This window comes from Nocardia sp. NBC_01377 (assembly GCF_045040005.1).
Classification (GTDB): Bacteria; Actinomycetota; Actinomycetes; order Mycobacteriales; family Mycobacteriaceae; genus Nocardia; species Nocardia noduli.
The window spans coordinates 8,101,409-8,123,707 of record NZ_CP109566.1 but is presented as its reverse complement, the minus strand read 5'-3'; the positions used below and the strand labels follow the sequence as shown (position 1 = coordinate 8,123,707).

The 22,299-nt window shown below is 66.5% G+C and carries 23 protein-coding genes; 5 read left to right on the top strand and 18 right to left on the bottom strand.

What is annotated here, in order from left to right; genetic code table 11:
* Window positions 1-154 precede the first annotated feature (154 nt).
* The 12 genes from OG225_RS37420 to OG225_RS37365 all read right to left on the bottom strand — a co-directional run bounded on the left by OG225_RS37420 (window position 155) and on the right by OG225_RS37365 (window position 11,906).
* A complete protein-coding gene (locus OG225_RS37420; protein WP_216916334.1) occupies window positions 155-652 on the bottom strand; it encodes a h domain protein in 498 nt (165 codons plus the stop codon).
* A complete protein-coding gene (locus OG225_RS37415) occupies window positions 649-1,548 on the bottom strand; it encodes a hypothetical protein (RefSeq protein WP_405179409.1) in 900 nt (299 codons plus the stop codon). The genes OG225_RS37420 and OG225_RS37415 overlap by 4 nt, the downstream gene beginning before the upstream one ends.
* Window positions 1,545-2,963 (bottom strand): MCE family protein, encoded by a 1,419-nt coding sequence (locus OG225_RS37410; protein ID WP_405179408.1) that lies wholly within the window; start codon window positions 2,961-2,963, stop codon window positions 1,545-1,547. The genes OG225_RS37415 and OG225_RS37410 overlap by 4 nt, the downstream gene beginning before the upstream one ends.
* The gene (locus OG225_RS37405) at window positions 2,960-4,207 is read right to left on the bottom strand and encodes an MCE family protein (protein ID WP_405179407.1); all 1,248 of its coding nucleotides are present in this window, start codon (window positions 4,205-4,207) and stop codon (window positions 2,960-2,962) included. The genes OG225_RS37410 and OG225_RS37405 overlap by 4 nt, the downstream gene beginning before the upstream one ends.
* On the bottom strand, window positions 4,204-5,448 hold the full coding sequence (locus OG225_RS37400) for an MCE family protein (protein WP_405179406.1): 1,245 nt from the start codon (window positions 5,446-5,448) through the stop codon (window positions 4,204-4,206). Before OG225_RS37400 ends, OG225_RS37405 begins: the two co-directional genes overlap by 4 nt.
* Window positions 5,445-6,512 (bottom strand): MCE family protein, encoded by a 1,068-nt coding sequence (locus OG225_RS37395; protein WP_216916325.1) that lies wholly within the window; start codon window positions 6,510-6,512, stop codon window positions 5,445-5,447. Before OG225_RS37395 ends, OG225_RS37400 begins: the two co-directional genes overlap by 4 nt.
* Complete coding sequence (locus OG225_RS37390; RefSeq protein WP_405179405.1) at window positions 6,505-7,533, bottom strand: MCE family protein; 1,029 nt, start codon at window positions 7,531-7,533, stop codon at window positions 6,505-6,507. The genes OG225_RS37395 and OG225_RS37390 overlap by 8 nt, the downstream gene beginning before the upstream one ends.
* Window positions 7,530-8,750 (bottom strand): MCE family protein, encoded by a 1,221-nt coding sequence (locus OG225_RS37385; RefSeq protein WP_405179404.1) that lies wholly within the window; start codon window positions 8,748-8,750, stop codon window positions 7,530-7,532. The genes OG225_RS37390 and OG225_RS37385 overlap by 4 nt, the downstream gene beginning before the upstream one ends.
* Before the next feature lie 8 nt (window positions 8,751-8,758).
* On the bottom strand, window positions 8,759-9,610 hold the full coding sequence (locus OG225_RS37380; RefSeq protein WP_109525191.1) for an ABC transporter permease: 852 nt from the start codon (window positions 9,608-9,610) through the stop codon (window positions 8,759-8,761).
* 4 nt (window positions 9,611-9,614) lie between these two features.
* Window positions 9,615-10,379, bottom strand: a complete 765-nt coding sequence (locus OG225_RS37375) for an ABC transporter permease (protein ID WP_216916315.1) — start codon at window positions 10,377-10,379, stop codon at window positions 9,615-9,617.
* 299 nt (window positions 10,380-10,678) lie between these two features.
* The gene (locus OG225_RS37370) at window positions 10,679-11,596 is read right to left on the bottom strand and encodes a 3-oxoacyl-ACP reductase (protein WP_405179403.1); all 918 of its coding nucleotides are present in this window, start codon (window positions 11,594-11,596) and stop codon (window positions 10,679-10,681) included.
* Window positions 11,597-11,717: 121 nt separating this feature from the next.
* The gene (locus tag OG225_RS37365) at window positions 11,718-11,906 is read right to left on the bottom strand and encodes a ferredoxin (RefSeq protein ID WP_405179402.1); all 189 of its coding nucleotides are present in this window, start codon (window positions 11,904-11,906) and stop codon (window positions 11,718-11,720) included.
* A 165-nt stretch (window positions 11,907-12,071) separates the two neighbouring features.
* On the opposite strand from OG225_RS37365, the gene OG225_RS37360 reads away from it, so the two are divergent.
* Window positions 12,072-13,265: an acyl-CoA dehydrogenase family protein gene (locus tag OG225_RS37360; RefSeq protein ID WP_405179401.1), complete on the top strand. Its 1,194-nt coding sequence runs from the start codon at window positions 12,072-12,074 to the stop codon at window positions 13,263-13,265.
* Window positions 13,266-13,291: 26 nt separating this feature from the next.
* Window positions 13,292-14,395 carry an acyl-CoA dehydrogenase family protein gene (locus OG225_RS37355; protein WP_405179400.1) on the top strand — a complete coding sequence of 368 codons (1,104 nt, stop codon included), beginning with the start codon at window positions 13,292-13,294 and terminating at the stop codon, window positions 14,393-14,395.
* Window positions 14,396-14,796: 401 nt separating this feature from the next.
* On the opposite strand, the gene OG225_RS37350 is transcribed toward OG225_RS37355, so the two are convergent.
* Window positions 14,797-15,261 carry a hypothetical protein gene (locus OG225_RS37350; protein WP_216916300.1) on the bottom strand — a complete coding sequence of 155 codons (465 nt, stop codon included), beginning with the start codon at window positions 15,259-15,261 and terminating at the stop codon, window positions 14,797-14,799.
* Between the two features lie 36 nt (window positions 15,262-15,297).
* A complete protein-coding gene (locus OG225_RS37345) occupies window positions 15,298-15,894 on the bottom strand; it encodes a TetR family transcriptional regulator (protein ID WP_405179399.1) in 597 nt (198 codons plus the stop codon).
* A gap of 100 nt (window positions 15,895-15,994) precedes the next feature.
* On the opposite strand from OG225_RS37345, the gene OG225_RS37340 reads away from it, so the two are divergent.
* On the top strand, window positions 15,995-17,176 hold the full coding sequence (locus tag OG225_RS37340) for an FAD-dependent oxidoreductase (protein ID WP_405179398.1): 1,182 nt from the start codon (window positions 15,995-15,997) through the stop codon (window positions 17,174-17,176).
* A 360-nt stretch (window positions 17,177-17,536) separates the two neighbouring features.
* Here OG225_RS37340 and OG225_RS37335 read toward each other — a convergent pair whose 3' ends face one another.
* Entirely contained in the window at window positions 17,537-18,616 is a 1,080-nt protein-coding gene (locus tag OG225_RS37335; RefSeq protein ID WP_405179397.1) for a substrate-binding domain-containing protein, read from the bottom strand.
* A gap of 31 nt (window positions 18,617-18,647) precedes the next feature.
* On the opposite strand from OG225_RS37335, the gene OG225_RS37330 reads away from it, so the two are divergent.
* On the top strand, window positions 18,648-19,088 hold the full coding sequence (locus tag OG225_RS37330) for a MarR family transcriptional regulator (protein WP_405179396.1): 441 nt from the start codon (window positions 18,648-18,650) through the stop codon (window positions 19,086-19,088).
* Here OG225_RS37330 and OG225_RS37325 read toward each other — a convergent pair.
* From OG225_RS37325 to OG225_RS37315, 3 genes are all read right to left on the bottom strand, one after another.
* The gene (locus tag OG225_RS37325) at window positions 19,079-19,342 is read right to left on the bottom strand and encodes a hypothetical protein (RefSeq protein ID WP_405179395.1); all 264 of its coding nucleotides are present in this window, start codon (window positions 19,340-19,342) and stop codon (window positions 19,079-19,081) included. The genes OG225_RS37330 and OG225_RS37325 overlap by 10 nt on opposite strands.
* Window positions 19,339-19,626: a hypothetical protein gene (locus tag OG225_RS37320; protein ID WP_405179394.1), complete on the bottom strand. Its 288-nt coding sequence runs from the start codon at window positions 19,624-19,626 to the stop codon at window positions 19,339-19,341. The genes OG225_RS37325 and OG225_RS37320 overlap by 4 nt, the downstream gene beginning before the upstream one ends.
* Window positions 19,627-19,755: 129 nt before the next feature.
* Complete coding sequence (locus OG225_RS37315; protein ID WP_405179393.1) at window positions 19,756-21,405, bottom strand: acyl-CoA synthetase; 1,650 nt, start codon at window positions 21,403-21,405, stop codon at window positions 19,756-19,758.
* Window positions 21,406-21,512: 107 nt separating this feature from the next.
* Here OG225_RS37315 and OG225_RS37310 point away from each other — a divergent pair, with 107 nt between their 5' ends.
* Entirely contained in the window at window positions 21,513-22,295 is a 783-nt protein-coding gene (locus tag OG225_RS37310) for a crotonase/enoyl-CoA hydratase family protein (protein ID WP_216917940.1), read from the top strand.
* The last annotated feature ends 4 nt before the right edge of the window (window positions 22,296-22,299 follow it).

Genomic DNA, 22,299 nt, shown 5'->3' with positions numbered 1-22,299 from the left:
CCACCACAGGCGCGAGCCTTACGAGCGCCCGTTCGCGGCCCGTCTCGCGTCCGAGCGGTCGAAGCGCACGCGACGAAGTCGCCGGTCTCGACCGCTCGGACGCGAGACAACCAGGGGCCGCGAACCCGCGGCCCCGGCCGCCGAAAACACTCCCTTACACAGGGTTCACCGAGTCGACCAGCCAGCGGTTGTCCGTCTTGTCCAGCGTGACGCGCACCCGGCTGCCCGTGGTCGTGCCCTGCGGGGTGTCCTTGCTCGTGGTCACCTGGTTGAGGAAGAGCAGCACGACGACGTGGGACCGCTCGGCCTCCACGACGCCACCGGCCTGCGTGGTCGCGTTGACGGTGAGCTGCTTCTCCTTGGCGCCGGGCGCGATGGCCTGGGTGATCAGCTTCAGGTAGTCCTCGCGGAAACTCGCCGACAGGTTGTCGGCGGCCTTCGGCAATTCGGTGTCGACGGTGCCGTAGTCGTAGGTGAACATGGCCGACACCGTGCGCTGCGCCGCGGTGACCGCCTCGTCGCGCGCGACCTCGGTCCGCTGATGGTCCCAGTATCGGAAACCGTTGATACCCATGATGATCACCGCGGCGGCGATCACCACGCCCGCGATACCCGCGCCGACCAGCCCCAGTTTTCCCGAGAGGATCCTCATGCCACGAACTCCACCTTCGACGCGGTCAGACCGGTATCGCCCCTGGACACGGTGACCCGGAATCGGTAGTACCGCGTCTGCGGCTCGGCCTGGCCCGCGTTGCTCAACGTCTGCTTCGCCGCGACGAGCACCTGTGCCGAATTCTCGTCGTCCTGCTGGATCGCGGCCTCGACGACCTCGCCGTTCGAGACGACCTTGGCCTGCTGCACGATGCTCATGAAAGGATCGACACGCCCGTCGAATTCGGTTTTGAACTGCCCCGACGCCAGCGACAGGATCCGGTCGATATCGGCCTTGGCCGAATCCGCGCGGATCGTCGTCAGGTTGAGCACCGCCTGGCGCGCGGTCTGCACGTATTCCGCACGTCGCTCGTCGCGCACGTTCGTCGTGTGCACCAGGAAGATCGACGTGCCAGCGCCGACCACCGTCAGCAGTACCAGCACCGCGGCGGCGACCACGGTCACGACGCGTCCGACCCGGCGCTTCGGCTTCTCGACGGTGGCGTCGGCATCGGATTTCGTCAGGTCGACCGGGGTGTCGGTGTCGTCCGATTCGTCGGCTTCGCCTGCCTTCGACTCGGCGGTCGACGGTGGCTTCTTCGCTGTCACCACCGACTTCGCCGCGACGCCCCACGGCTTGGTCGTAGTGTCCGCCACGACGTCGCCGTAACCGCCGACGGACTTCGACGCCGCTTTCTCCCCGGCATCGCTTCCCACCTTCTCGACGGCGTCGACACCGCCGGTCCGAGCCGCGGCGGTCACGCCCGCCGCGGCAGGTACCTTCTCGGCATTCACCGCGGTGACGCCGGACGGACCGTCGTCCTCCTCCACCGGAGGACCGACCGAACGGACCGCTCGCCTGCGCACGCGGTGGTTATCGCCGTTGATATCACTCATCGTTGCTGCTCCTCGAGCATCGCTTGCCAACTCGACGGTACCGTTCCCGAGCCGCCGGGGCCGACATCTCCCTGACGGTAGGTCCGGCCGTCAGGGCCGATGTACACACCGGTCGACGGGTCGTAGGATCTGGCCGCCGCCGGTGTGCGGTACGAGGCGGGCGCGGTCGGCGCCTCGTCAGGCGTCTCGGCGCTCGGGGGTGCGACCGGCTGCACGGGTCCGAACGGCGGGTTGTTGCCCTCGGGCACGAATCCGGTCCGGCACAGTTCCGGCGTAGGCGCGCGCACCCCCGGGAATTCCGCGCACGGGGTATTCCTGATGCCGCGCACCGCGATCGGCGAATCCTGCGGCACCTTGCAGTAGAGCCCGGGCGGGGTGTCGATGGAATCCAGTTCGCTCGGCGAGCGGCGCTGGTCGGCGGGCAGGAATCCGGTCGTGCAGGCGGGCGGATCGTTGACCACCGCCATGAAGTCGACCATCGCGCCGTATTTGGCCGGCCCGCGGATGATGGTGCGCAAGGCCGCGATCAGCGGCGGGAAGACGACGAGAAGTTGTTCGATACCCGCGTGATAGGTGACGGCGACCTGGCCCAGGCTCACCAGATTGGTCAGCAGGATCGGCAGGGTCGGTTGCAGCGACTGGAACTGCTCGGTGACCCGCTGCATGGCCGAAGGGCCGTCCTGGAGCAGGCTGCGCAGCGACGGGTCGTGCGCGCGCAGCGTATCGGTGACCGTCGCCAGATCCGCGGTCCAGGAACGGATCGCGGCGTCGGATTCGATCTGGGTGTCCAGCAGCGGACCGAGTTGGTCGAGCAGCTCTTTGGTCGGCTCGGTGTTGTTCTGCGCTTCCTGCACCAGCAGCGACGCGGAATCGATGAAACGTTGCAGATCGGGGCCCGCGCCGTTGAACGCGCGGAACGCCTCGTCGATCACCTGCCGCAGTCTGGTGTCTGCCACGCTGGACAGCAGCCGGTCGGTCTGGTCGAGCAGCGATCCGACATCCTGCGGCAACTTGGTGCGCTGCACGGGGATCACCGAGCCGTCGGAGAGGTTGCCGCCCCGAGGATTGTCGACCGGGACCAGGTCGACGTACTGTTCGCCGATCGCCGAGACGCTGCGCACCCAGGCGTCCACATCGGCGGGGATCTTGTAGTCGCTGTCGATGGACAGTTTCGCGTCGACGCCCTCGTCGGTGAGCACCACGTCCTTCACCACGCCGACGTTCGTGCCTCGGTAGGCGACATTGGCCTGCTGGTACAGCCCACCGGTCGCGGCGAGTCGCACCGTGACGTCGTAGCGTCCGATGCCGAACATGGCGGGCAGTTCGACGTAGACCCCGCCCATCACGACCAGCCCGATCACGGTAAGGATCGCGAAGATGGTCAGCTGACCGCGGACGAATTTGGTGAGCGTCATCGGCCCGTCCCCCCCTGTGGCGCGGTATTTCCGGGCAGCGGAACCGTCAGGCCCGGAATGGCGGGCAGTCCGGGGATGGGCGGCAGGCCCGGCAGCGTCGGCGTGGGCGAGGCGCCCGCGTCGGGCGTCGGCAGCAATGGCCCGGTCGCGGGATTACCGCCCTGTGCGGCGGAATCGGGGGCGAAACTGCCGATCACGCCTTCGACGCCGCCGAAACGCCCGCCGAGCGGGGTTCCGGTCAGCCAGTTGGAATCGAGCCTGCGCCCGGTCATGTCGACGGTGATGAACAGGTTCATGTAGTCGCCCTTGATCGCGTTGCCGATGTTCTTGATCGGGAACGGGAAGGTGGGCAGGATCTTCAGCGATTCGATGAGGTTGACGCCGGTATCGGCCAGGGTCTGGAGCACCGGGCCGAGGCTGCGCAGATTCGCCTTCAGATCCTCACCGCTCTCGCTGACGATGCGGTCGGCCACATCGCTGAGTTCGCCGAGGGAGGTCACCGCGGCGGTGATGTTCGCGGTGCGGTCGGCCAGGATCGTCAGCGCGGGGTGGATCTGGTCGATCGCCCGCGCCACCACGTCACGCTGATCGGCGAATTGCCCGGCGAGGCGGTCGAGTCCGCTCATGGCCGAGATGATGTCCTCGCGCTGTTTGTCCAGACCGGTCGCCAGCGTCGCCAGTTGCGGCAGCAGGTCGCGGATATCGTCCTCGCGCCCGGTCAGGGCGGAATTCAGTTCGCGGGTAATGGTTTCCAGCTGTGAGATGCCACCGCCGTTGAGGACGACCGACAGCGAGGAGAGCACCTGTTCGGTGGTCGGGTAGGCCCCGGCCCGCGACAGCGGGATGACGTCGCCACCGCGCAACTCGCCCACCGGGGCCGCGTCCTCGGGCGGGCCGAGTTCGACGTGGTTGCTGCCGAGCAGACTGGTCTGGCCGATCTTCGCCACCGCGTTCGCGGGCAGCCGGACGTCACGGTCGAGTGCGACGGTGACGAGCGCGTGCCAATCCTGCACCTCGATGCCGGTGACGGTGCCGACGGTGACATCATCGACCCGGACCGGCGAATTCTTGGTCAGGGTGGTCACATTCGGCATCTGGATCTGGATCCGATAGCCGTCGGTGCCCTCGGTGCCCGGCAGGGGCAGCGAGTTCAACCCGTCCCATTCGCATCCGGAGACGCCGAGCGTCACCGCCAGACCTACGGCGAGTGCGGCGACCCGCCGCATCGAACGCGGGCGCGTCATCGGTTTCCTCCCGGAATGGCGAGTCCGGCAACACCGTCGGGCACGGTCACCTGCGGTGAGGTCTGGCCCTCCAGGCTCGGATCGCTGTAGACGATCTGGTCGGGGAACGCGTGCACGCCGGTGGCCGGATTCAGCAGGATGGGCGCGTAGTTCATGGCGACCGAGCTGATCACCGGCGCCAGGTACTGCGCGCACAGGTCGGCGCTTCGATCGGACTGGTCGTATTCGAGCGCGCGGATGGAACCGCACAGGAAGCTCAGCGGGTCGGCCGTGTTGTTCAGCGCGATCGCACCGGTCAGCGTGCCCTGCGCGGGTTTGTAGATCTGGTAGAAGTTCACCAGCGCGGTCGGCCCGGAATGCAGCACCCGCTCGAGTTCGGGACGCTTGTCCACCAGCAGCTGTGTCACATCGCTCAACCGCGTGACGCCTTCGGTGAGTTCGGCTCCGCTGCCGTCGAGGAACCGCTTCACATCGGCCAGCGCGATATCCAGATTGTCCAGTCCCGCGCCGAGATCGTCCGAGGTGTCGCCGAGTACTTCCGACACCGAGGCCAGCCTGCTGCCGAATTGCACGATCTGCTCGTTGCTGCCGGACAGCACCTCGACGAATTTCTGCAAATTACGGATGGTGCCGAAGAGATCGGTCCGGCCGTCGGACAGGGTGTTCAGCGTCGCCGACAGTTCGTGCAGGGTGTCGCGCAGTTTCTGGCCGTTGCCGTCCAGATTGTCGGCGGCGGTGTTCACGAACCGTCCGAACGAGCCCTGCTCGTCGTCGCCGACCGGCCCGAGGGCGGTGGCGAGTTTGGACAGTTCGGCCTTGATGTCGTCCCATTCGACCGGGATCGCGGTGTGCTCGATCGGAATCGTCGCGTCGTCGGCCATTTTCGGTCCGCCGGTGTAGGCGGGGGCCAATTGGATGAACCGGGCCGAGACCAGCGAGGGCGAGATGATCACCGCGCGCGCGTCGGCCGGAATGTCGACACCCCGGTCGATCGTCACTGTGACGCGCACCTGTTCGCGGCCCGGCTCGATCTTGTCGATGGTGCCGACCCTGACGCCGAGCACGCGCACATCGTCGCCCTCGTACAGGGCGCTCGTGGACGGGAAGTAGGCGGTGATCGTGGTCTTGCCGATCCTGGTGACACCGGTGTAGACAGCGAACGCGACGAGCGCGGCCACCAGCACTCCCGCGGTGATCAACGCCCAGCGCGGCAGTGTCCGTACTCCGTTCAACTTGCTCATCGCGGTGGATCCTCTTCCGCAGGCCCGATCGACGGCGGCGCCGGGTGGGTGAAAATATTGCGCAGATCGTTGGGCAGCTGTTCCGGCCAGACCAGCGCGTCGACCAGTGGCCGCAACTCGGTACTCGTCGCGTTGACCACGTAGGCGTTGAACCACGGGCCGTTGCCGACCTGTTCGCCGAGCGCCGCCGCGTACGGGCCGACGCTGTCGAGCGCGTCGCTGAGGTTCTGCTTATTGCGCTGGAGCAGGTTCAACACCGAATTCAGCCGGTCCAGCGCCGATTTCAACAGCGGCTCGTTATCGGAGACCAAACCCGACAGTTGGAGCGATACCTGATTCACGTACACGATGAGCTGGCCGATCGCGCCGCGTCGACGTTCGAGTTCGCCGAGCAGGTTGTTGCCGTCGAGCAGCAGCGCGTTGATCTGGTCGCTGCGGTCGGCGAGGATCTTGGTGACGCTCTGCGCCCTGGTCAGCAGATCCGACAGCGCCTGGTCGCGGGCGTTGATACTGCGCGACAGCGCCGTGACCCCGTCCAGCGCGGACCGCAACGGCGCCGGGGTGTCGGCGAAGGTCTCCGACAGCGCGTCCAGGGTTTGGTCGACCTTGTCCATATCGAGTTCGCCGATGGTGCTGCCGAGATCGCCCAGCGCTTCGTTGAGCGAATACGGGGAGGTGGTGCGTTCCAGCGGGATCGTGTCGTCCACCCGCAGCGCGCCCGAACCCTGTGGGGTCACCTCCAGCGATTTGCGACCGAGCACCGTATTGGTCTTGATCGCCGCGGAAGTCTTCTGTCCCAACACGATCGACTCATCGAGGCTGAATCGCACGAGCACCTTGTCGCCGTCGAGTTCGACCTTCTCGACCCGACCGCTGCGCACCCCGGCGACCTGGACCGCGTCACCGGGCAGCAGTCCGCCGGCGTCGGTGAAATTCGCGGTGAAGGTGGCGCCGCCGCGGATGAAGGGCAGCCGATCGAATTGCAGGGCGGACAGGGCGATCGCGAGGCCGACGACGATGCCGACGATACCGATGGTGATCGCGGGCGAACGCTTCTCACTCATTGGGCGTACACCTTCCTGTCGCCTGCAAACCCGGCATCTTGACCTCCAGGGTTTGCCCGTTCGGGCCGTCGACCAGGAAATTCGTGCCGCAGACATAGAGCTGTAGGAAGGAGCCGTAAGCGCCGATGCGGATGAGCTTCTTATAGGTTTCGGGCAGCCGCTCGATCACCCACTGCACCGTGTCCGAGCCTTCGTCGAGGTTGGTGGCGAGTCGGCCGGTCTGCTCGATGGTGTTGCGCAGATCCGGACGCGCCGTCGCCAGCAGATCGGTGAGATCCCTTGTGGCCCCGGCGATTCTGGGCAGCGCGTCGCCGATCGGATCGCGATTCGCGGACAGTCCGCTCACCAGTCGCTGCAATTCGTCGAGAGTCGTGCCGAATTGGTCGCCGCGCTCATCGATGGTCCGCAGGACGGTGTTCAGATTGTCGATCACGCTGCCGATCAGTTCGTCGCGTTCGGACAGCGTCTTGGTGAACGAGCCACCGCTGTTGAGCAATTGGACCAGCGTGCCGCCCTGGCCCTGAAAGATCTGCAACAGCGCGTCGGTCAGATCGTTGACCTGGGTCGGATCGAGTCCGCGCAGCAGCGGTTTGAAACCGCCGAGCAGCAGATCCAGGTCGAGCGCGGGTGCGGTCCGGTCCGTCCCCATGGTCGCGCCCGAGCGCATGACCTCGGCCGAGCCCGGTCCCTCCATGAGTTCCAGATATCTGTCGCCGACCAGATTCTCGTATTTGATGGTCGCCCGAGTGCTGGTGAGCAGGGTGTATTTCCGGTCGACGTCGAATTCGACGTGCGCGAGGTGGTCCTTGCCCACCTTCACCGAACTCACCGAACCGACCGGCACACCGGCGATACGCACCTTCGCGCCCGGCAGAATTCCCGAGGAACTGGTGAACACCGCGTTGTAACCGTGTTCACGCGAGAAACGCATCTGGCTGAAGACGATGGCCAGGCCCGCGAAGACCAGGGCCATGACCAGGGTGAAAATGGTCAGTTTGACCGTTGTCGCGGTGTTCTTCACAGCTTGTCCACCCCTGGCAGCCCGGCGAACAACAACTGGAACACCTTGGGACCCTCGTTGATTGTGATCGGACCGGTATTCGGCACATACGGCGCGCCCTGGTTGGTATCGGTGACCAGGTAATCGGAATGGCTTTCCGGCGCCCGGTCGACGACACCCTCGCAATGCGGTCCGCCGGTGGCATTCACCTTCGGCAGGTCGTTCGGATAGGTATAGGGCTTCGAGCCGAACATGAAGTTGGTATTCATGCCGACGCCGGGCAGTACGCCGCCGAAGACTTCCTCGGCCAACGGCATCAATCCGCCGACACCGGTGATCACACAGTTCAACGCCGGTGCGTACTGGTTCAGCAGCGCGGATGTCGGCCGGAGCAGATCCAGCGCGGTGACCAGATTGTTCTCGTTCTGGCGCAGGACCGCGCCCGTCGTGTCGGCCAGCCCGATCACATTCGTCAGCACCGCGTCCAGGTTGTCCTGTTCATCGATGAAGGTGCGGCTGGTGAGCGTCGCGTTGTCGACCGTGCGCAGCAGGTCGACAACGGTGTCGGAATAGATTCCCGTCACCTCGGTCGTCTTGTTCAGATCCTGTTGCAGCGTGGGCAGATAGGGGTTGATCTCGCGCAGGTAGGCGTCACTGCGGGAGAGCAGATCGCCGAGTTTCGCCCCGCGGCCCTCCAGCGCCGTGCCGAGCGCGGTCAGGGTGGCGTTGAGTTTCTCCGGGTCCAGTTGAGCGAGCACATCCGACAGGTGCTGGAACAGGGTGTTGAATTCGACGGTCACCCGCGAGGCGGACACCGTGGAGCCCGGTTTCAGCGAGGTCGACGCGGGTTCGTCCGGAATGATGAAATTGACGTACTTCGCGCCGAACACCGTGGTCGACCTGATATCGACGCCCGCGTTGGACGGCACCATCTTCAATTTGTCCGGCGATACCTCGAGGCGCAGCCGCGCGCCGTCCTCGGCATATTCGACCGATGCCACCCGGCCTATCTCGACCCCGCGCACCTTCACTTTCGCGTCGGTGTCGAGGACGAGACCGCTGCGCGGCGCCTCGACCAGGATTTTCGAGGTCGGGGTGAAACCACCGACGAACATGACCATCGCGACGGTAACCACCGCGACCAGTGCGAGCACCATCGCCAAACCGGCCAATTTCAGGCCGAGCCCGCCGCTCAGCGCGCGCTTCAGACCATTTTCTGAATGCTTCGAATCCGCCATTTGTCGCTTTACCCGGAGAGATGGAAGTTGCCGGAGGTGCCGTAGATGGCCAGGGAGATCAGCAGGGTCACCGTGACCACCGCGACCAGCGAGGACCGCACCGCGTTACCGACCGCGATACCGACGCCGACGGGGCCGCCCGCCGCGTTGTAGCCGTAGTAGGTGTGGATCATCATGACCGCGAGTGCCATGAAGATCGCCTGAGCGAATGACCAGAGAATATCGCTCGGGATGAGGAACGTAGAGAAATAGTGGTCGTACACGCCCGCCGACTGTCCGTAGATGACGACGGTGGCGAATCGAGCCGCGAGGAACGAGGCGATCACCGCCAGCGCGTACAGCGGGATGATCGCGATCATCCCGGCGAGCACCCTGGTGCCGACCAGGTACGGGATGGGCCGGATGGCCATCGATTCGAGTGCGTCGATCTCCTCGGCCACCCGCATCGCACCGAGCTGGGCGGTGGAACCGGCGCCGATCGTCGCCGCCAGCCCGATCCCCGAGATCACCGGCGCCGCGATGCGGACGTTGATGAAAGCGGAGAAGAAGCCGGTGAGCGCCTCGACGCCGATATTGCCGAGTGAGCTGTACCCCTGGACGGCGATCGTGCCGCCCGCGAACAGCGTGAGGAAGCCGACGATCACGACGGTGCCGCCGATGACGGCCAGCGCCCCGGAACCCATGCTGATCTCGGCGATGAGCCGGATGGTCTCGGTGCGGTAGTTCCGCAGTGCCCGTGGGATGGACGCCAGCGTCTGCGCGTAGAACACGGCCTGTTTGCCGACCGAGTCCAACGAGTCGGAGAACCGGCGCACCCGCCGGACCGTCCGGGGGAAACGGGATTGGATCACCAGTGCCATCGGGTCACCGCACCGTGAACTTGATGCCGACGGCGGTGACGACGACGTTCACCACGAACAACGCCATGAACGCGAACACCACGGTCTGGTTGACCGCGTCACCGACACTCTTGGGACCACCCTTGACGTTCAGGCCCAGGTAACAGGCGACCAGACCGGCGATCAGCCCGAACAGACCGGCTTTGACCTCGGAGATGATCAGTTCCGGCAGGTGGGTCAGCAGCGTGATGCCGTTGACGAACGCGCCCGGGTTCACATCCTGGAGCAGCACCGAGAACAGGAAGCCGCCGACGATGCCGATGGTGCAGACCAGGCTGTTCAGCATCAGGGCGACGAACATCGAGGCCAGCACCCTGGGCACCACGAGTCGTTGCACCGGATCGATGCCGAGGACCCGCATGGCGTCGATCTCTTCGCGGATCGTCCTGGCCCCGAGGTCGGCGCAGATCGCGGTGGCGCCCGCGCCCGCCACGATCAGCACGGTGACGATCGGACCGACCTGGGTGACGGCGCCGAAGGCCGCCCCCGCGCCGCTGAGGTCGGCGGCGCCGATCTCGCGAAGCAGGATATTCAGCGTGAAGCTCACCAGCACGGTGAACGGGATCGCGACCAGCAGGGTCGGCACGAGGGACACCCGTGCGATGAACCAGGACTGATCGATGAACTCACGCGCTTGGAAGGGCCTGCGGATGCTCGCACGGGCGACGTCGGCGCTGAGTTCGAAGAACCCTCCGACTGCCCGCAGCGGCACGGCAAGGACCTCGTTCATCCGCGATCCTCCTTGCTCAACGTGCTCGTGTTACGTGCGCCACGGCCCACCGAAGGGCCGCGTCGCCGGAATGATTAGAACATGTTCATTTTTGAGATGCGAGGTTTTCATGGTTTTGAACTGCTATTTTCCTCTAAAAGAGGGCTTGAAATTGTAACACGTATCAGAAATGACCCGCGCCCCCGCTGTGAGCCGTCACACACATCACTAGACTCCCATGTGTACCAAGTGTCTGGGTCGGGATCAAGAATTGGACAAGCGATCAGTACGAACCGAAGGCAGCTGCCATCGGTCCGGCGTCAGCCGAGATCGTAGAGCGCGGACGCGGAGAAGGTCTGATTCACCGGACGATCGGCGAAATAGCCCCCGAGCGTGTCGGCGAGAGCTTCCGGATTCCACTCGTCACCCTCGGCGTCGAAACGCCGCTCGACCACGGGCGCGGCCATCAACGCGACCATCGGCCCATAGACGACGAACAGCTGACCGCTGACCGCGTCGGCGGCCGGCGAGGCCAGATAGGCCACCAAACGGGCCACGTGATCGGGAGAGAGCGGATCGACGCCCGCGTCCGGTGCGGCACTGAAAGAGGCTTCGGTCATCGCCGTGCGCGCTCGCGGCGCGATGGCGTTGGCGCGCACCCCCACCTTCGCCAGCGCGCGCGCCGCGGTGAGCGTCAGCGCGGTGATACCCGCCTTGGCCGCGCCGTAGTTCCCCTGCCCCGGCGGGCCGAGTAGACCGGCTTCGGAGGAGGTGTTGATCAGCCGTCCGTAGACCGGAGCGCCCGACTCCTTGGACTTCGCACGCCAATAGGCGGCGGCATTGCGGGTCAGCAGGAAATGTCCGCGCAGGTGCACGGCGACGACCGCGTCGAAATCCTCGTCGGACATGTTGAACAGCATCCGGTCGCGGGTGATGCCCGCGTTGTTGACCACGATCTCCACGCTGCCGAACGCCTCGTTCGCCACCCGGATCAGCGCGTCGGCGGTTGACCGTTCCGCGATACTGCCCGCGACGAATTCGGCCTTGGCGCCCAGCGCCCTGATCTCGGCGAGGGTCGCCGCCACCACATCGCTGTCGGCCAGATCGTTGACCACCACCGAGGCGCCCGCGGCGGCCAAGGCGAGTGCCTCGGCCTTACCGAGTCCGGCCCCCGCGCCGGTGACGATCGCCACCTTGCCCGCCAGATCGACGGCGGATTCGCGCACGCCGCCGCTCATGACACCGCCCCGTTCCGTTCGACGATGTCGCGCGCACCGCGCGATGGGTTGCCGGTTCGCACGCTTCGCTCACTCACCGGGCCGACTTTAGAACGTGTTCCTACCGATGGGCAAGCAGTATTCATTCCAGCTTCAGCGCGGCCTTCGGACACTGGGCCACCGCGTCCCGCACATCGGCGAGCAGGTTCTCCGGCACCTCGCCTCCGCGCACGTGCAACTGGTCGTCGTCATCGAGTTCGAACACGTCGGGGGCGAATCCGACGCAGATTCCGTTGGCCTCGCACTGGTCGAAATCGACGGTTACCTTCATGAAAAACTCCTCGCCGAGCACTCAACTGCCTACTGTTCGAAGCCTACAAGCCGGGGGCGGCGCGTGCGCGGCCAATGACCGGGTTCGCGGTCAATACTGGAACATGTTTCAGTCGATATGCAATCATCGGATCAACCGAATCCAACGAAGGCTCGAGGTTTTGCCATGCGCATTGCGTATACGCCGCAGCAGGAGCAGCTCCGCGCGGAGCTGCGCGACTACTTCGCGCGGCTCATGACACCCGAGCGCCGGGAAGCGCTGAGCGCGACGACCGGCGAATACGGGCACGGCAACGTCTACCGTGAGGTCGTGCGGGACATGGGCCGCGACGGCTGGCTCACCCTCGCCTGGCCCGAAGAATACGGCGGTCAGGACCGCCCCGTCATGGATCAGCTGATCTTCACCGACGAAGCGGCCATCGCCGGCGCACCGGTGCCGTTCCTGACCATCAACTCCGTCGCGCCGACGATCATGCACTACGGCAGCGAGGAGCAGAAGAAGTTCTTCCTGCCCAAGATCGCCGCGGGTGAACTGCATTTCGCGATCGGCTACTCCGAGCCCGGCGCGGGCACCGACCTGGCGAGCCTGCGCACCAGCGCGGTACGCGACGGCGACGACTACGTGATCAACGGCCAGAAGATGTGGACCAGCCTCATCGCCTACGCCGACTACATCTGGCTGGCCGTCCGCACCGACACCGGCGCGAAGAAGCACAAGGGCATCAGCATGCTCATCGTGCCGACCAGCGCCGAGGGTTTCTCCTGGACGCCGGTGCACACCATGGCGGGCCCCGACACCAGCGCCACCTACTACCAGGACGTCCGGGTTCCGGTGAGTTCGCTGGTCGGGCAGGAACACGGCGGCTGGTCGCTCATCACCAATCAGCTCAACCACGAGCGGGTCGCGCTCACCTCGGCGGGACCGCTCGGCGTCGCGTTGAACCAGACCATCGAATGGGCGCGCGCCACCAAGGCGGGCGACGGTTCGCGCGTCATCGACAGGGAATGGGTGCGACTCAACCTCGCGAAGGTCTACGCGAAACTCGAATACCTGAAGTTGCTCAACTGGGAGATCGCCAGCCGCGCCGACGCGGGCGGTGACGCGGCCCCGCGGCCGTGGGACGCCTCGACCTGCAAGGTGTACGGCACCGAACTGGCCACCGAGGCCTACCGGCTGCTGATGGAGGTGCTCGGCCCCCAGGCCTACCTGCGCCAGGACTCCCCCGGCGCGCAGCTGCGCGGACGGCTCGAACGCTTCCATCGCGCCGCGCTGATCCTCACCTTCGGTGGCGGCACCAACGAGGTCCAGCGCGACATCATCGCTATGACCGCGCTGCGCCAGCCCGCCTCGGCCCGCTGACAGACTTCGGAAAGCAGGGAAGACCCATGGATTTCACCCAGACCGAGGCCCAGGGCGATCTCGCCCGCCTCACCGCCGAGGTGACCGGCAAACTCGTGACCGCCGACCGACTGCGCGAACTCGACAGCGCCGGACGTTTCGACGACGCGCTGTGGCAGGCGCTCGCCGAGACCGGCGTACTCGCGGCGGCGCTGCCCGAGAGTGTGGGCGGCGGCGATTTCGGCGTGCTCGAACAGAGCGCCGTACTGCGCGAACTCGGCAAATCGGTGGCCGCGGTGCCGTACCTGTGGTCGATCGTCGTCGCCGCGAACGCGCTGGCGGCATTCGGTGACGACACCCAGCGCGAGCTGGCTCGGCGGGCGGGCGCGGGCGAGATCGTGCTGACCGCCGCGCTGGCCGAGGAATACAACTGGGAGCCGACCCGACCGGTGACCGTCGCCAGGCAGGACGCGGGCGGCTGGCTGGTCACCGGATCCAAGATCACCGTGCCGCACGCCGACCGCGCCGCCCGAATCCTGGTTCCCGCGAACGTCTCCGGTGTTCCCGCGATCTTCCTCGTCGATCCCGCCGACGCCACCGTGCGCTCGACCTTGCAGCAGGTGGTCGACTGGAGCGCCGAATACTCCGTCGAATTGACCGACACCCCCGCCGAATTGGTCGCGACGGTCGAATCCGGCGCGCAGATCCTGGACTGGCTCCTCGGCCGCGCGTGGCTCGGATTGGCCGCCCAGCAACTCGGCACCCTGGAGAAGGCCCTCGACCTGGTCGCCGAATACGCCCGCGAGCGTGAACAATTCGGCAAGCCGATCGGTTCCTTCCAGGCCGTCGCCCAGCGCCTCGCCGACGCCTACATCGACGTACAGGGCCTGCGCCTGGCCGTCACCCAGGCGGCCTGGCGACTGTCGGAGAACCTGCCCGCGGGCGAAGCCGTGCACACCGCCAAGTTCTGGGCCGCCGACGCGGGCCACCGGGTCGCCCACACCCTCGTGCACGTGCACGGCGGCGTCGGCATCGACCGCGACCACATCGTGCACAACTACTTCACCGCGGCCAAACACAACGAATTCGCCCTCGGCCCCGCCACCGACCACCTCCGCGGCCTCGGCGCCCTCCTGGCCGACCCCGCCTGACCCCTCGTCCACGCCAGACCCACCGCACCTGCGGTGGGCCTGTCGATCGACAGCTACGACGCCGATCGGTCCGCCGTGGATGCCCGGTACCGGCAAGCGTGAGGTTCAGCGTTCGGTTCTCGTCATCGATCGCGTACCAGACGCGACCGCCACCGGTGATCTCGTACCGCCACTGCTCCAGTTCGACACCACCCAATTTGATCGACTTCAGGTTGAACGTCAGCCGATGCTGCCTCGACGGATCGGCGACACTGCGTGGATCAGCGGTGATGTCGACCCGCGCCCGGTCGAGATTGCCGGGTGCCTGAGCAAGCAGGTCGGCCCACCGCGGGCGGCATCCAGGTTGTGCACCAGCACGCGCCACGGCCGCGGTCGCGGAACCTCGTCTCCCCTGCGCAACTTCATCGGCCGCGCCCCGGGCGGTCCACCTCGACGAAATCGGCCGTATCGAACGGACCGGCAAGGCGATGCGCCAGCTCGGGTTGGGCGTAGATCTCGGCGGTGTGCTGCCACGCGATCAGATCGCGGGCGAACGGTGTGAAGAGCCCGGTGGCCGCACCGGCGATCAGATGATCGAGCAGTTCGGAGATCGCCTCGCCGCGTCCTTCCTCCGGTAGCCATTTCAGCCACGGGAGTTCCTCGGAGAAGACCTCTTCGGCCAGGCTCCGATTGGACCTGGCGATGATCGCGACAGTTCTCGCCAGCAGGCCGATCGCGGCTTCCTTGGCCTCGAACCGCTCGGACCTCGACAGCACCAGATTCTCGGCATCGCGCCGCTCCAGAACGACATCGGCATCGTCCAAGGCCGGAAATACCGACGTCTGCTTGCGGATGAGGTCACTGAACGGGAAAACGCGAGCGGTCATACACCCAAGGGTGCACAGAATGCTGAAGTAGTTCAGTTAACGCGAATCGGGGGTGTGAGTGCCGGTCAGGTAGCGCTGGAGGGTGGGGGCCAGGTCGGTGACGATCTCCTCGGGGGTCAGCGCGAGGACCGGGGGGAGGCGCAGGATGTAGCGGCACAGGGCGAGGCCGAGGAGTTGGGTCGCGATGAGGCCGCTACGGCGGGGGGCGTCGGTCGGGTCGCCGACGCGCAGGACGGCGGGGGTGACCTGTTCGGCGAATACCGCGCGCGCCCGGTCTGCGACGGAGTCGTCGGTGATGGCGGTGCGCAGCAGCGTCAGCATGACCTCGTTGCCCGGCGATTCCTCCCAGACGCCGAGGAAACGGCGGATCAGCAACTCCCCCATGCCGTCCGGGTCGACGCCGGAGAGGTCGGGCAGGTCGAGGCTGATCTCGACGGCGGCCGCGAACAGACCCTCCTTGTTGCCGAAGTAGCGCATCACCATGGACGGGTCGATGGCGGCGTCGGCCGCGATGGCGCGCACCGTGGCCTTGCGGTACCCCTCGGCGGCGAAGCGGGCTCGGGCCGCGTCCAGGATCGCGGCGCGGGTCGCGTCCGAGCGGCGCGCGGGGAGCTGATCTGCGTCGACTATCATGCCAACGATTGTAGGCCAACAAGTGTTGACTTACCGAGCGGCCCGGCGTTACGGTTATGCCAACAAGCGTTGGCCTACAGCCGTTGACCTAGGAGTCGTCATGACAACCACCCCGCTGCCGCAATCCGCCGATATCGTCATCGTCGGCGCGGGACCGGCCGGACTCACCGCCGCGATCATGCTGGCCGACGCCGGTGCCGACGTCGTCGTGCTCGACCGGCTGAGCGAGGGCGCGAACACCTCCCGCGCCGCGGTCGTGCACGCGAGAACCCTCGAGGTGCTGGACGAGCTCGGCGTCGCCGAGGAGCTGATCGACCGCGGCATAAAGGTCCCCCGGCTCATCGTGCGCGACCGCGCCCACACCCTCGCCGCCATCGATTTCGACGGACTCCCCACCAGGTACCCCTTCACCTTGATGGCCCCGCAGGAGGTCACCGAGGCGATACTGCTGGCCCGCCTGCGCAAGGCCGGGGGCGATGTCCGAAGGCCCTACCGGGTCACCCGGATCACCGACGACGACACCGGCGTCACCGTCGAATACCTGGACGGCACGGACGCCGCGGGAACCATGCGCGCCGGATACGTCATCGGCGCGGACGGTATGCACAGCCTCGTCAGGGAGCAGGCCGGGATCGGCTTCACCGGCGACACCTATCCGACCTCGTTCGTCCTGGCCGATGTCCGCGTGGACTGGCCCGTCGCCAGAAACGAGGTGGCGCTGCATCTCTCACCCGACGGCGTCACCGTGGTCGCCCCGCTGCCGGACGACGAGAACCCGGACAGGTACCGGGTGGTCGCCTCGCTCGACGACGCGCCGGAACATCCCTCGGTCGGCGATATCCAGGCGATACTCGACGCGCGCGGCCCCGGCGGTGCGGTGAAAGTGACCGAGGTGCTGTGGGGTTCACGCTTCCGGATCCACCACCGCGTCGCCGACTCCTACCGCGCGGGCCGCGTCCTGCTCGCGGGCGACGCCGCCCACGTGCACAGCCCGGCGGGTGGGCAGGGCATGAATACCGGAATCCAGGACGCGGCCGTTCTGGGCGGACTGCTGGCCAGGGTTCTCGCGGGTGAGCCAGAAACGCTGCTCGACACCTACGAGACCACCCGTCGCCCGGTGGCGAAGGACGTGGTCGCTTTCACCGATCTGATGACGAGGACGGGTACCCTGCGAAGTCGCCCGGCACGCCTGATCCGCAACACCGCGCTGTCGACGCTGACCCGAATCCCCGCCGTGCGCCACAAGCTGGCCTTCCGGCTCGCCGAACTCGCCTATCGCTGAGCCGAATCCGGTCGGGATCGGCCCGCCCCATCGGCGGGCCGATCCCTTCTGGCCGAACGTGGGCTCCCTCGTGCCCTGATATCCGGCCCCCGTGTGTGCCCGGCCGCCGGCACGGCCGGGCACACACGGAGTCCAGCGGGCCGCGCGAGTGACGTCGCACAGAGGGCGTCGCCCCGGCGGTCGTCTCGATCATCGCGGCCTCATTTATTTTCAGGTGAACCTATTTCGTACGGTGATGATCCAACGACAGTGATGTCTCCACCGTGAAACCACAGTGTGAACTTCCGATTACGGCGCACCACCGCACTCACCCCCGCTGTACGCCCGGGTACTGGAGCCCCCCGATGTCGAGGCCCCTGATCAGGACATCAGCTCGGCGAGCACACTGAATTCGAATTCGTTGGCGTCCGCCAGGAAAACCGGCTGGGTGGTGTGCGACCCGCGCACCCTGACCTCGCCGCGCGGACCGTCGTAGCTGACCCGCTCCGCGTGCCGCTCGATCGCGCGCACGTCCAGACTGCGCGCCGCCTCGGCCAGCGAGGCGAACAGAAGCAGTCCCTCGTAACAGGATTCGCCGATATTGTTCAGCGCGGGCGCGAACGTCCCGTACCTGGCGACGTACCGGCTGCCGAAATCCATCCCACCGGGGGAGATCACGCTCTCGAAATAGCCCGATGCCGTATAGAGTCCGCGCGAACTGTCCGGCCCGCCCGCGTACAGCACGTCCTCACCGATCATCATGCTCAGCCGAATCCGGCCGTCGTCGAGTCCGGCTCGCGCGAAAGCGCTGTTGAAAGCGGCTCCGTCGGCGCCGACCATGAGGAGCAACACCCCCTGGGCGGACGAGTTCCCGATCAGTTCCAGCAGCGGCGCGAAATCCCGGCCGCCGAGCGGGACGAACCCCTCGCCGACGATGTCGATATCGGTGTTGGCAACGTATTCCCTTGTCGCCCTGACTGTCTCACGCGGCCACACGTAGTCGTTGCCGATCACGCACCAACTGCGGACGCCGAATTCCGAACGCATCCAGCGCAACGCGGGAAACAGTTGCTGTTCGGGAGTCTCGCCGATCATGTAGACGCCGTCGGCGTCCTCCCCACCCTCGTAGAAGGTGGTGTACACGTAGGGAACCCGGCCCGCGGTATGCGGCGTGATCACCTTGCGCGCGGTGGACAGATGCCAGCCGACGACGCCGTCGACCTGGCCCAGACTCACCATCCGGTCGATGCGGGCCGACAGTTCCGGCAGCGGGGCCCCGGCGTCGACCGGATGCAGGCGCACCGGGCGACCGAGGATGCCGCCCATGGCGTTGATGTCCTCGGCGGCCAGCGTGGCACACGCCTCCGACGAAGGCCCGAACATGCCCGCGGGTCCGCTCAGCGGAATGACCAGTGCGATATCGACGCTCGTCCGCCTGCCACGTGAAGCCGAGGCCGCCATGGAATATCACCGCCGCATATATAGTGCTGACGTGGACGATAGCACCGCCCCCGCCGCACTGGAGGAGTTGGCACGGCTCATACGCCAGGCGTCACAGGAACTGGATCGCGCGATCGCGACCCGCCTGGGCGAACCCTCGGTCGGTCGTTGGCATGTCCTCACCGCGGTCACCTCGGGTGACGGCAGGTCCATGTCGCAGCTCGCCGAGGCGACACTGTGCACCGGCGCCAGCCTCACCCGCCTGATCGACGCGATGATCGCCGACAATCTCGTGCTGCGCCGAGTCGACGACACCGACCGTCGCCGGGTTCTCGTATTCCCCACCCGCCGTGGCGAACTCGCGTGCGCGGCGATGACGGAAGCGCTCGCGTCCAGCGGGCTGGACCGCGTCGCCGCCGATCGCGGCAAGGTGACCAGATCCCTGAGCGCGCTCGTGGACCGCCTACACGCGACCGAACAGGCTCACACCTGACCCGAACGCATCGCGGCGAAGCGATCATCGGCGAAATCGACCTGCCGTTCGGCGTTGGCCAGCGCCGTCACCACGCAGGTGCCGAAGGAACCCGCACGGTCGAACAGCGTCGCGCTACCCACCGCGATCCCGTCCAGACTCAGATGGCTGTCCGCCTCGACACCGATCGCGGTGCCCTGGACGGCCCTGGTCAACGCCATGGTCAGATCCGCGTTGATGAAGCCCACGCCCTCGCTGCCCCAGTTGGTCATCAACTCGCCGACTCTCCGATCGTCGCGGCGGCGGCGAAGGCGGACGGGGGCCGACCCAGAACCACCGGCACCGGCGTCTGCCAGCAGCGCTTGCGGCTGCCGTTCTGATGTTCGACCAGTTCGTGCGTCCAACCGTCGGGATGTCCGTCGCTGCCCCACAGCGGCATCCCCGTGGCGCCGAGTAGTTCGGCGGGCGGGGGCGCGGGATCGTCCCCACGTGTCCACAGGTCGCCCGGCGGCTGCTCCGAACGCCGCAGGAACACCGCCGAGGCCCGCGCCACCGTCACCTCGTCCTGGAAGAGTTCGGCATCGGCGACCCGGATCCGGTTACCCGAGCGGGATGTTCCCGGGTGGGAGGGAGTTCTGTGGGGGTGTCACTGGAAACCTCGCTCCGTGCGGGGATGGGTTTCCGATTATTACTTGGCGCTCGCCTCGGCGTGATCGTCGGCCGGGCGGATCTCGGTCTGTTCCTTGGCCCAGCGGTAGTCGGGCTTGCCCGCGGGGGAACGTTTGATCTCCTCGACGAACCACAGGCTGCGCGGCAATTTGTAGGCCGAGATCTCCTGGGTCAGCATGGGGCGCAATTCCTCCAGCGAGGGGCGTTGCTCGCCGCGGCACTGCACCACGGCCACCACCCGCTGGCCCCAGCGCTCGTCGGGGACGCCGACGACGAGCGCGTCGAAGATCTGCGGATGCGCCTTGAGCGCGCCCTCGACCTCCTCCGGGTAGATCTTCTCGCCGCCGCTGTTGATACTCACCGAACCGCGACCGAGCATCGTGACCGCGCCGTCCTCCTCGACCCGGGCGTAGTCGCCGGGAATCGAGTAGCGCACGCCGTTGAACTCCTTGAACGTCGCCTTGGTCTTGACCTCGTCGTTGTAGTACCCGAGCGGGATATGACCCCTGCGGGCCAGGAAACCGATCTGGCCGGAACCGGGCACCACCGGATTGCCGTCGTCGTCGAGCACCTCGGTGGAGGCGTCGATCTTCACCCTGGGGCCGCCGGTATGGGTGGCGCCCTTGGTCGCGATCGACAGGCCGCCGAAACCGGTTTCCGACGAGCCGATCGAATCGGTGATCATGGTGCTCGTCAGCAGTTCGATGAACTGGTCCTTGAGCGTCGGGGAGAAAAGCGCCGCGCTGCTCGCCATCGCCCACAGCGTCGCGTGCGCGTAGGGAGCGCCGGTTTCCGGATTTCCGGCCTGCAACGCGTCGAGCATGGGCCGCGCCATCGCGTCACCGGTGATGAAGATCAGGTTCACGGTGTGGCGGTCGATGGCCTGCCACACTCCGTGCCCGCTGAAATCGGGCAGCATGATGGTCTTGCCGCCGTCGAAGAGTCCGTGGAACACCGCCGACTGCGATCCGCCGTGGATCAGCGGCGGAATCGGGTAGCGCACCATCTGCTGATTACCCGCGCCGACCTTGGCCTGCTGCCATTCGTCCTGCACCACTTCGCCGGTCACGAAGTTGATGCCGCCGCCGAGCACACGCCACCAGTCCTCCTGACGCCACATGACGCCCTTGGGCAGGCCGGTGGTGCCGCCGGTGTAGATCATGAAGATGTCGTCGGGGGAACGCTCGCCGAAATCGCGCTCGCCCGACGAGGCCGCGAGCACCGCGTCGTAATCGATCGAATCCGATGCGGTCGCGACGGTGCCGGTCGTATCGTCGTCCACAACGACGACGGTCTTCAACTTCGGGGTGTTCGGGCGCACGGCGGCCACGCGGTCGCTGTAGCGGCGCTCGTGGATCAGCGCGACCATATCCGAATTGTCGAAGATGTACTGCAACTCGTTCTCGACGTATCGGAAGTTGACGTTGATCAGGACGGCCCTGGCCTTGAACACCGCGACCATGGTCTCGACGGCCTCGATGGTGTTCCGCGAGCAGAGGCCGACCTTGTCCCCCGGCCGAACCCCTTGTTCTTGCAGGTAATGGGCCAGTTTGTTGGCTCTCTCCTCCAACTGCGCGTACGTCACCTCACGGGTGTCGTCGACCAGGGCGACGCGATCCGGCATGAGGTCGATGGCGTGTTCGACAAGGTCCGCTATGTTGTGGCTCACAAGCTAAAAATAGAACGTGTTACTGTTCCTGACAAGGCTGATTTTGCCCGCACCGGGCCGAATCCGCCGACTTGCCATCCCCGGCTAGAAAGTCAGGAGAAATCCCGATGCCGCACTGCCTCGTCGAGAAGCGCGACCACGTTCTCATCGTCACCCTGAATCGGCCGGAGGCACGTAACGCGCTCTCCGGCGAAATGCTCGCGATCATGCGCGACGCGTGGGACCAGGTCGACGACGACCCCGACATCCGGGTGGCCATCCTGACCGGCGCGGGCGGCGCGTTCTGCTCCGGCGCCGACCTCAAGGCCATGACCACCTCGCATCCCGGGGACGCGTTCAAAGGCGGCGGCTGGGATCTGTCCAAGATCGACGCGCTGCTCAAAGGCCGCAGGCTCACCAAACCGCTGATCGCCGCGGTCGAGGGCGCGGCCATCGCGGGCGGCACCGAGATCCTCCAGGGCACCGATATCCGCGTGGCGGGCGAGAGCGCCAAATTCGGCGTGTCCGAAGCACGCTGGGGACTGTTCCCGCTCGGCGGCTCGGCCGTGCGCCTGGTCCGCCAGATCCCCTACACCATCGCCGCGGAAATCCTGCTGACCGGCAGACATCTCAGCGCCGCCGAGGCCAAGGAGATCGGCCTGATCGGCCACGTGGTCCCCGACGGCACCGCCCTGGACAAAGCGCTGGAGATCGCCGCACAGATCACGGCCAACGGCCCCCTCGCTGTACAGGCCATCCTGCGCACCATTCGCGACACCGAGGGTATGCACGAAGAGGAAGCCTTCAAGATCGACGCCGAACTCGGTGCCGCCGTATTCAAATCGGCCGACGCCAAAGAAGGCCCGAAGGCATTCGCCGAGAAGCGCAAGGCGAACTTCACCGGAAGCTGAGATA

What these genes read in the sequence shown, in the direction of transcription:
- OG225_RS37420 (WP_216916334.1), bottom strand. Translation starts at nt 652, where the DNA reads ATGAGGATCCTCTCGGGAAAACTGGGGCTGGTCGGCGCGGGTATCGCG.
- OG225_RS37415 (WP_405179409.1), bottom strand. Translation starts at nt 1,548, where the DNA reads ATGAGTGATATCAACGGCGATAACCACCGCGTGCGCAGGCGAGCGGTC.
- OG225_RS37410 (WP_405179408.1), bottom strand. Translation starts at nt 2,963, where the DNA reads ATGACGCTCACCAAATTCGTCCGCGGTCAGCTGACCATCTTCGCGATC.
- OG225_RS37405 (WP_405179407.1), bottom strand. Translation starts at nt 4,207, where the DNA reads ATGACGCGCCCGCGTTCGATGCGGCGGGTCGCCGCACTCGCCGTAGGT.
- OG225_RS37400 (WP_405179406.1), bottom strand. Translation starts at nt 5,448, where the DNA reads ATGAGCAAGTTGAACGGAGTACGGACACTGCCGCGCTGGGCGTTGATC.
- OG225_RS37395 (WP_216916325.1), bottom strand. Translation starts at nt 6,512, where the DNA reads ATGAGTGAGAAGCGTTCGCCCGCGATCACCATCGGTATCGTCGGCATC.
- OG225_RS37385 (WP_405179404.1), bottom strand. Translation starts at nt 8,750, where the DNA reads ATGGCGGATTCGAAGCATTCAGAAAATGGTCTGAAGCGCGCGCTGAGC.
- OG225_RS37380 (WP_109525191.1), bottom strand. Translation starts at nt 9,610, where the DNA reads ATGGCACTGGTGATCCAATCCCGTTTCCCCCGGACGGTCCGGCGGGTG.
- OG225_RS37375 (WP_216916315.1), bottom strand. Translation starts at nt 10,379, where the DNA reads ATGAACGAGGTCCTTGCCGTGCCGCTGCGGGCAGTCGGAGGGTTCTTC.
- OG225_RS37370 (WP_405179403.1), bottom strand. Translation starts at nt 11,596, where the DNA reads ATGAGCGGCGGCGTGCGCGAATCCGCCGTCGATCTGGCGGGCAAGGTG.
- OG225_RS37365 (WP_405179402.1), bottom strand. Translation starts at nt 11,906, where the DNA reads ATGAAGGTAACCGTCGATTTCGACCAGTGCGAGGCCAACGGAATCTGC.
- OG225_RS37360 (WP_405179401.1), top strand. Translation starts at nt 12,072, where the DNA reads ATGCGCATTGCGTATACGCCGCAGCAGGAGCAGCTCCGCGCGGAGCTG.
- OG225_RS37355 (WP_405179400.1), top strand. Translation starts at nt 13,292, where the DNA reads ATGGATTTCACCCAGACCGAGGCCCAGGGCGATCTCGCCCGCCTCACC.
- OG225_RS37350 (WP_216916300.1), bottom strand. Translation starts at nt 15,261, where the DNA reads ATGACCGCTCGCGTTTTCCCGTTCAGTGACCTCATCCGCAAGCAGACG.
- OG225_RS37345 (WP_405179399.1), bottom strand. Translation starts at nt 15,894, where the DNA reads ATGATAGTCGACGCAGATCAGCTCCCCGCGCGCCGCTCGGACGCGACC.
- OG225_RS37340 (WP_405179398.1), top strand. Translation starts at nt 15,995, where the DNA reads ATGACAACCACCCCGCTGCCGCAATCCGCCGATATCGTCATCGTCGGC.
- OG225_RS37335 (WP_405179397.1), bottom strand. Translation starts at nt 18,616, where the DNA reads ATGGCGGCCTCGGCTTCACGTGGCAGGCGGACGAGCGTCGATATCGCA.
- OG225_RS37310 (WP_216917940.1), top strand. Translation starts at nt 21,513, where the DNA reads ATGCCGCACTGCCTCGTCGAGAAGCGCGACCACGTTCTCATCGTCACC.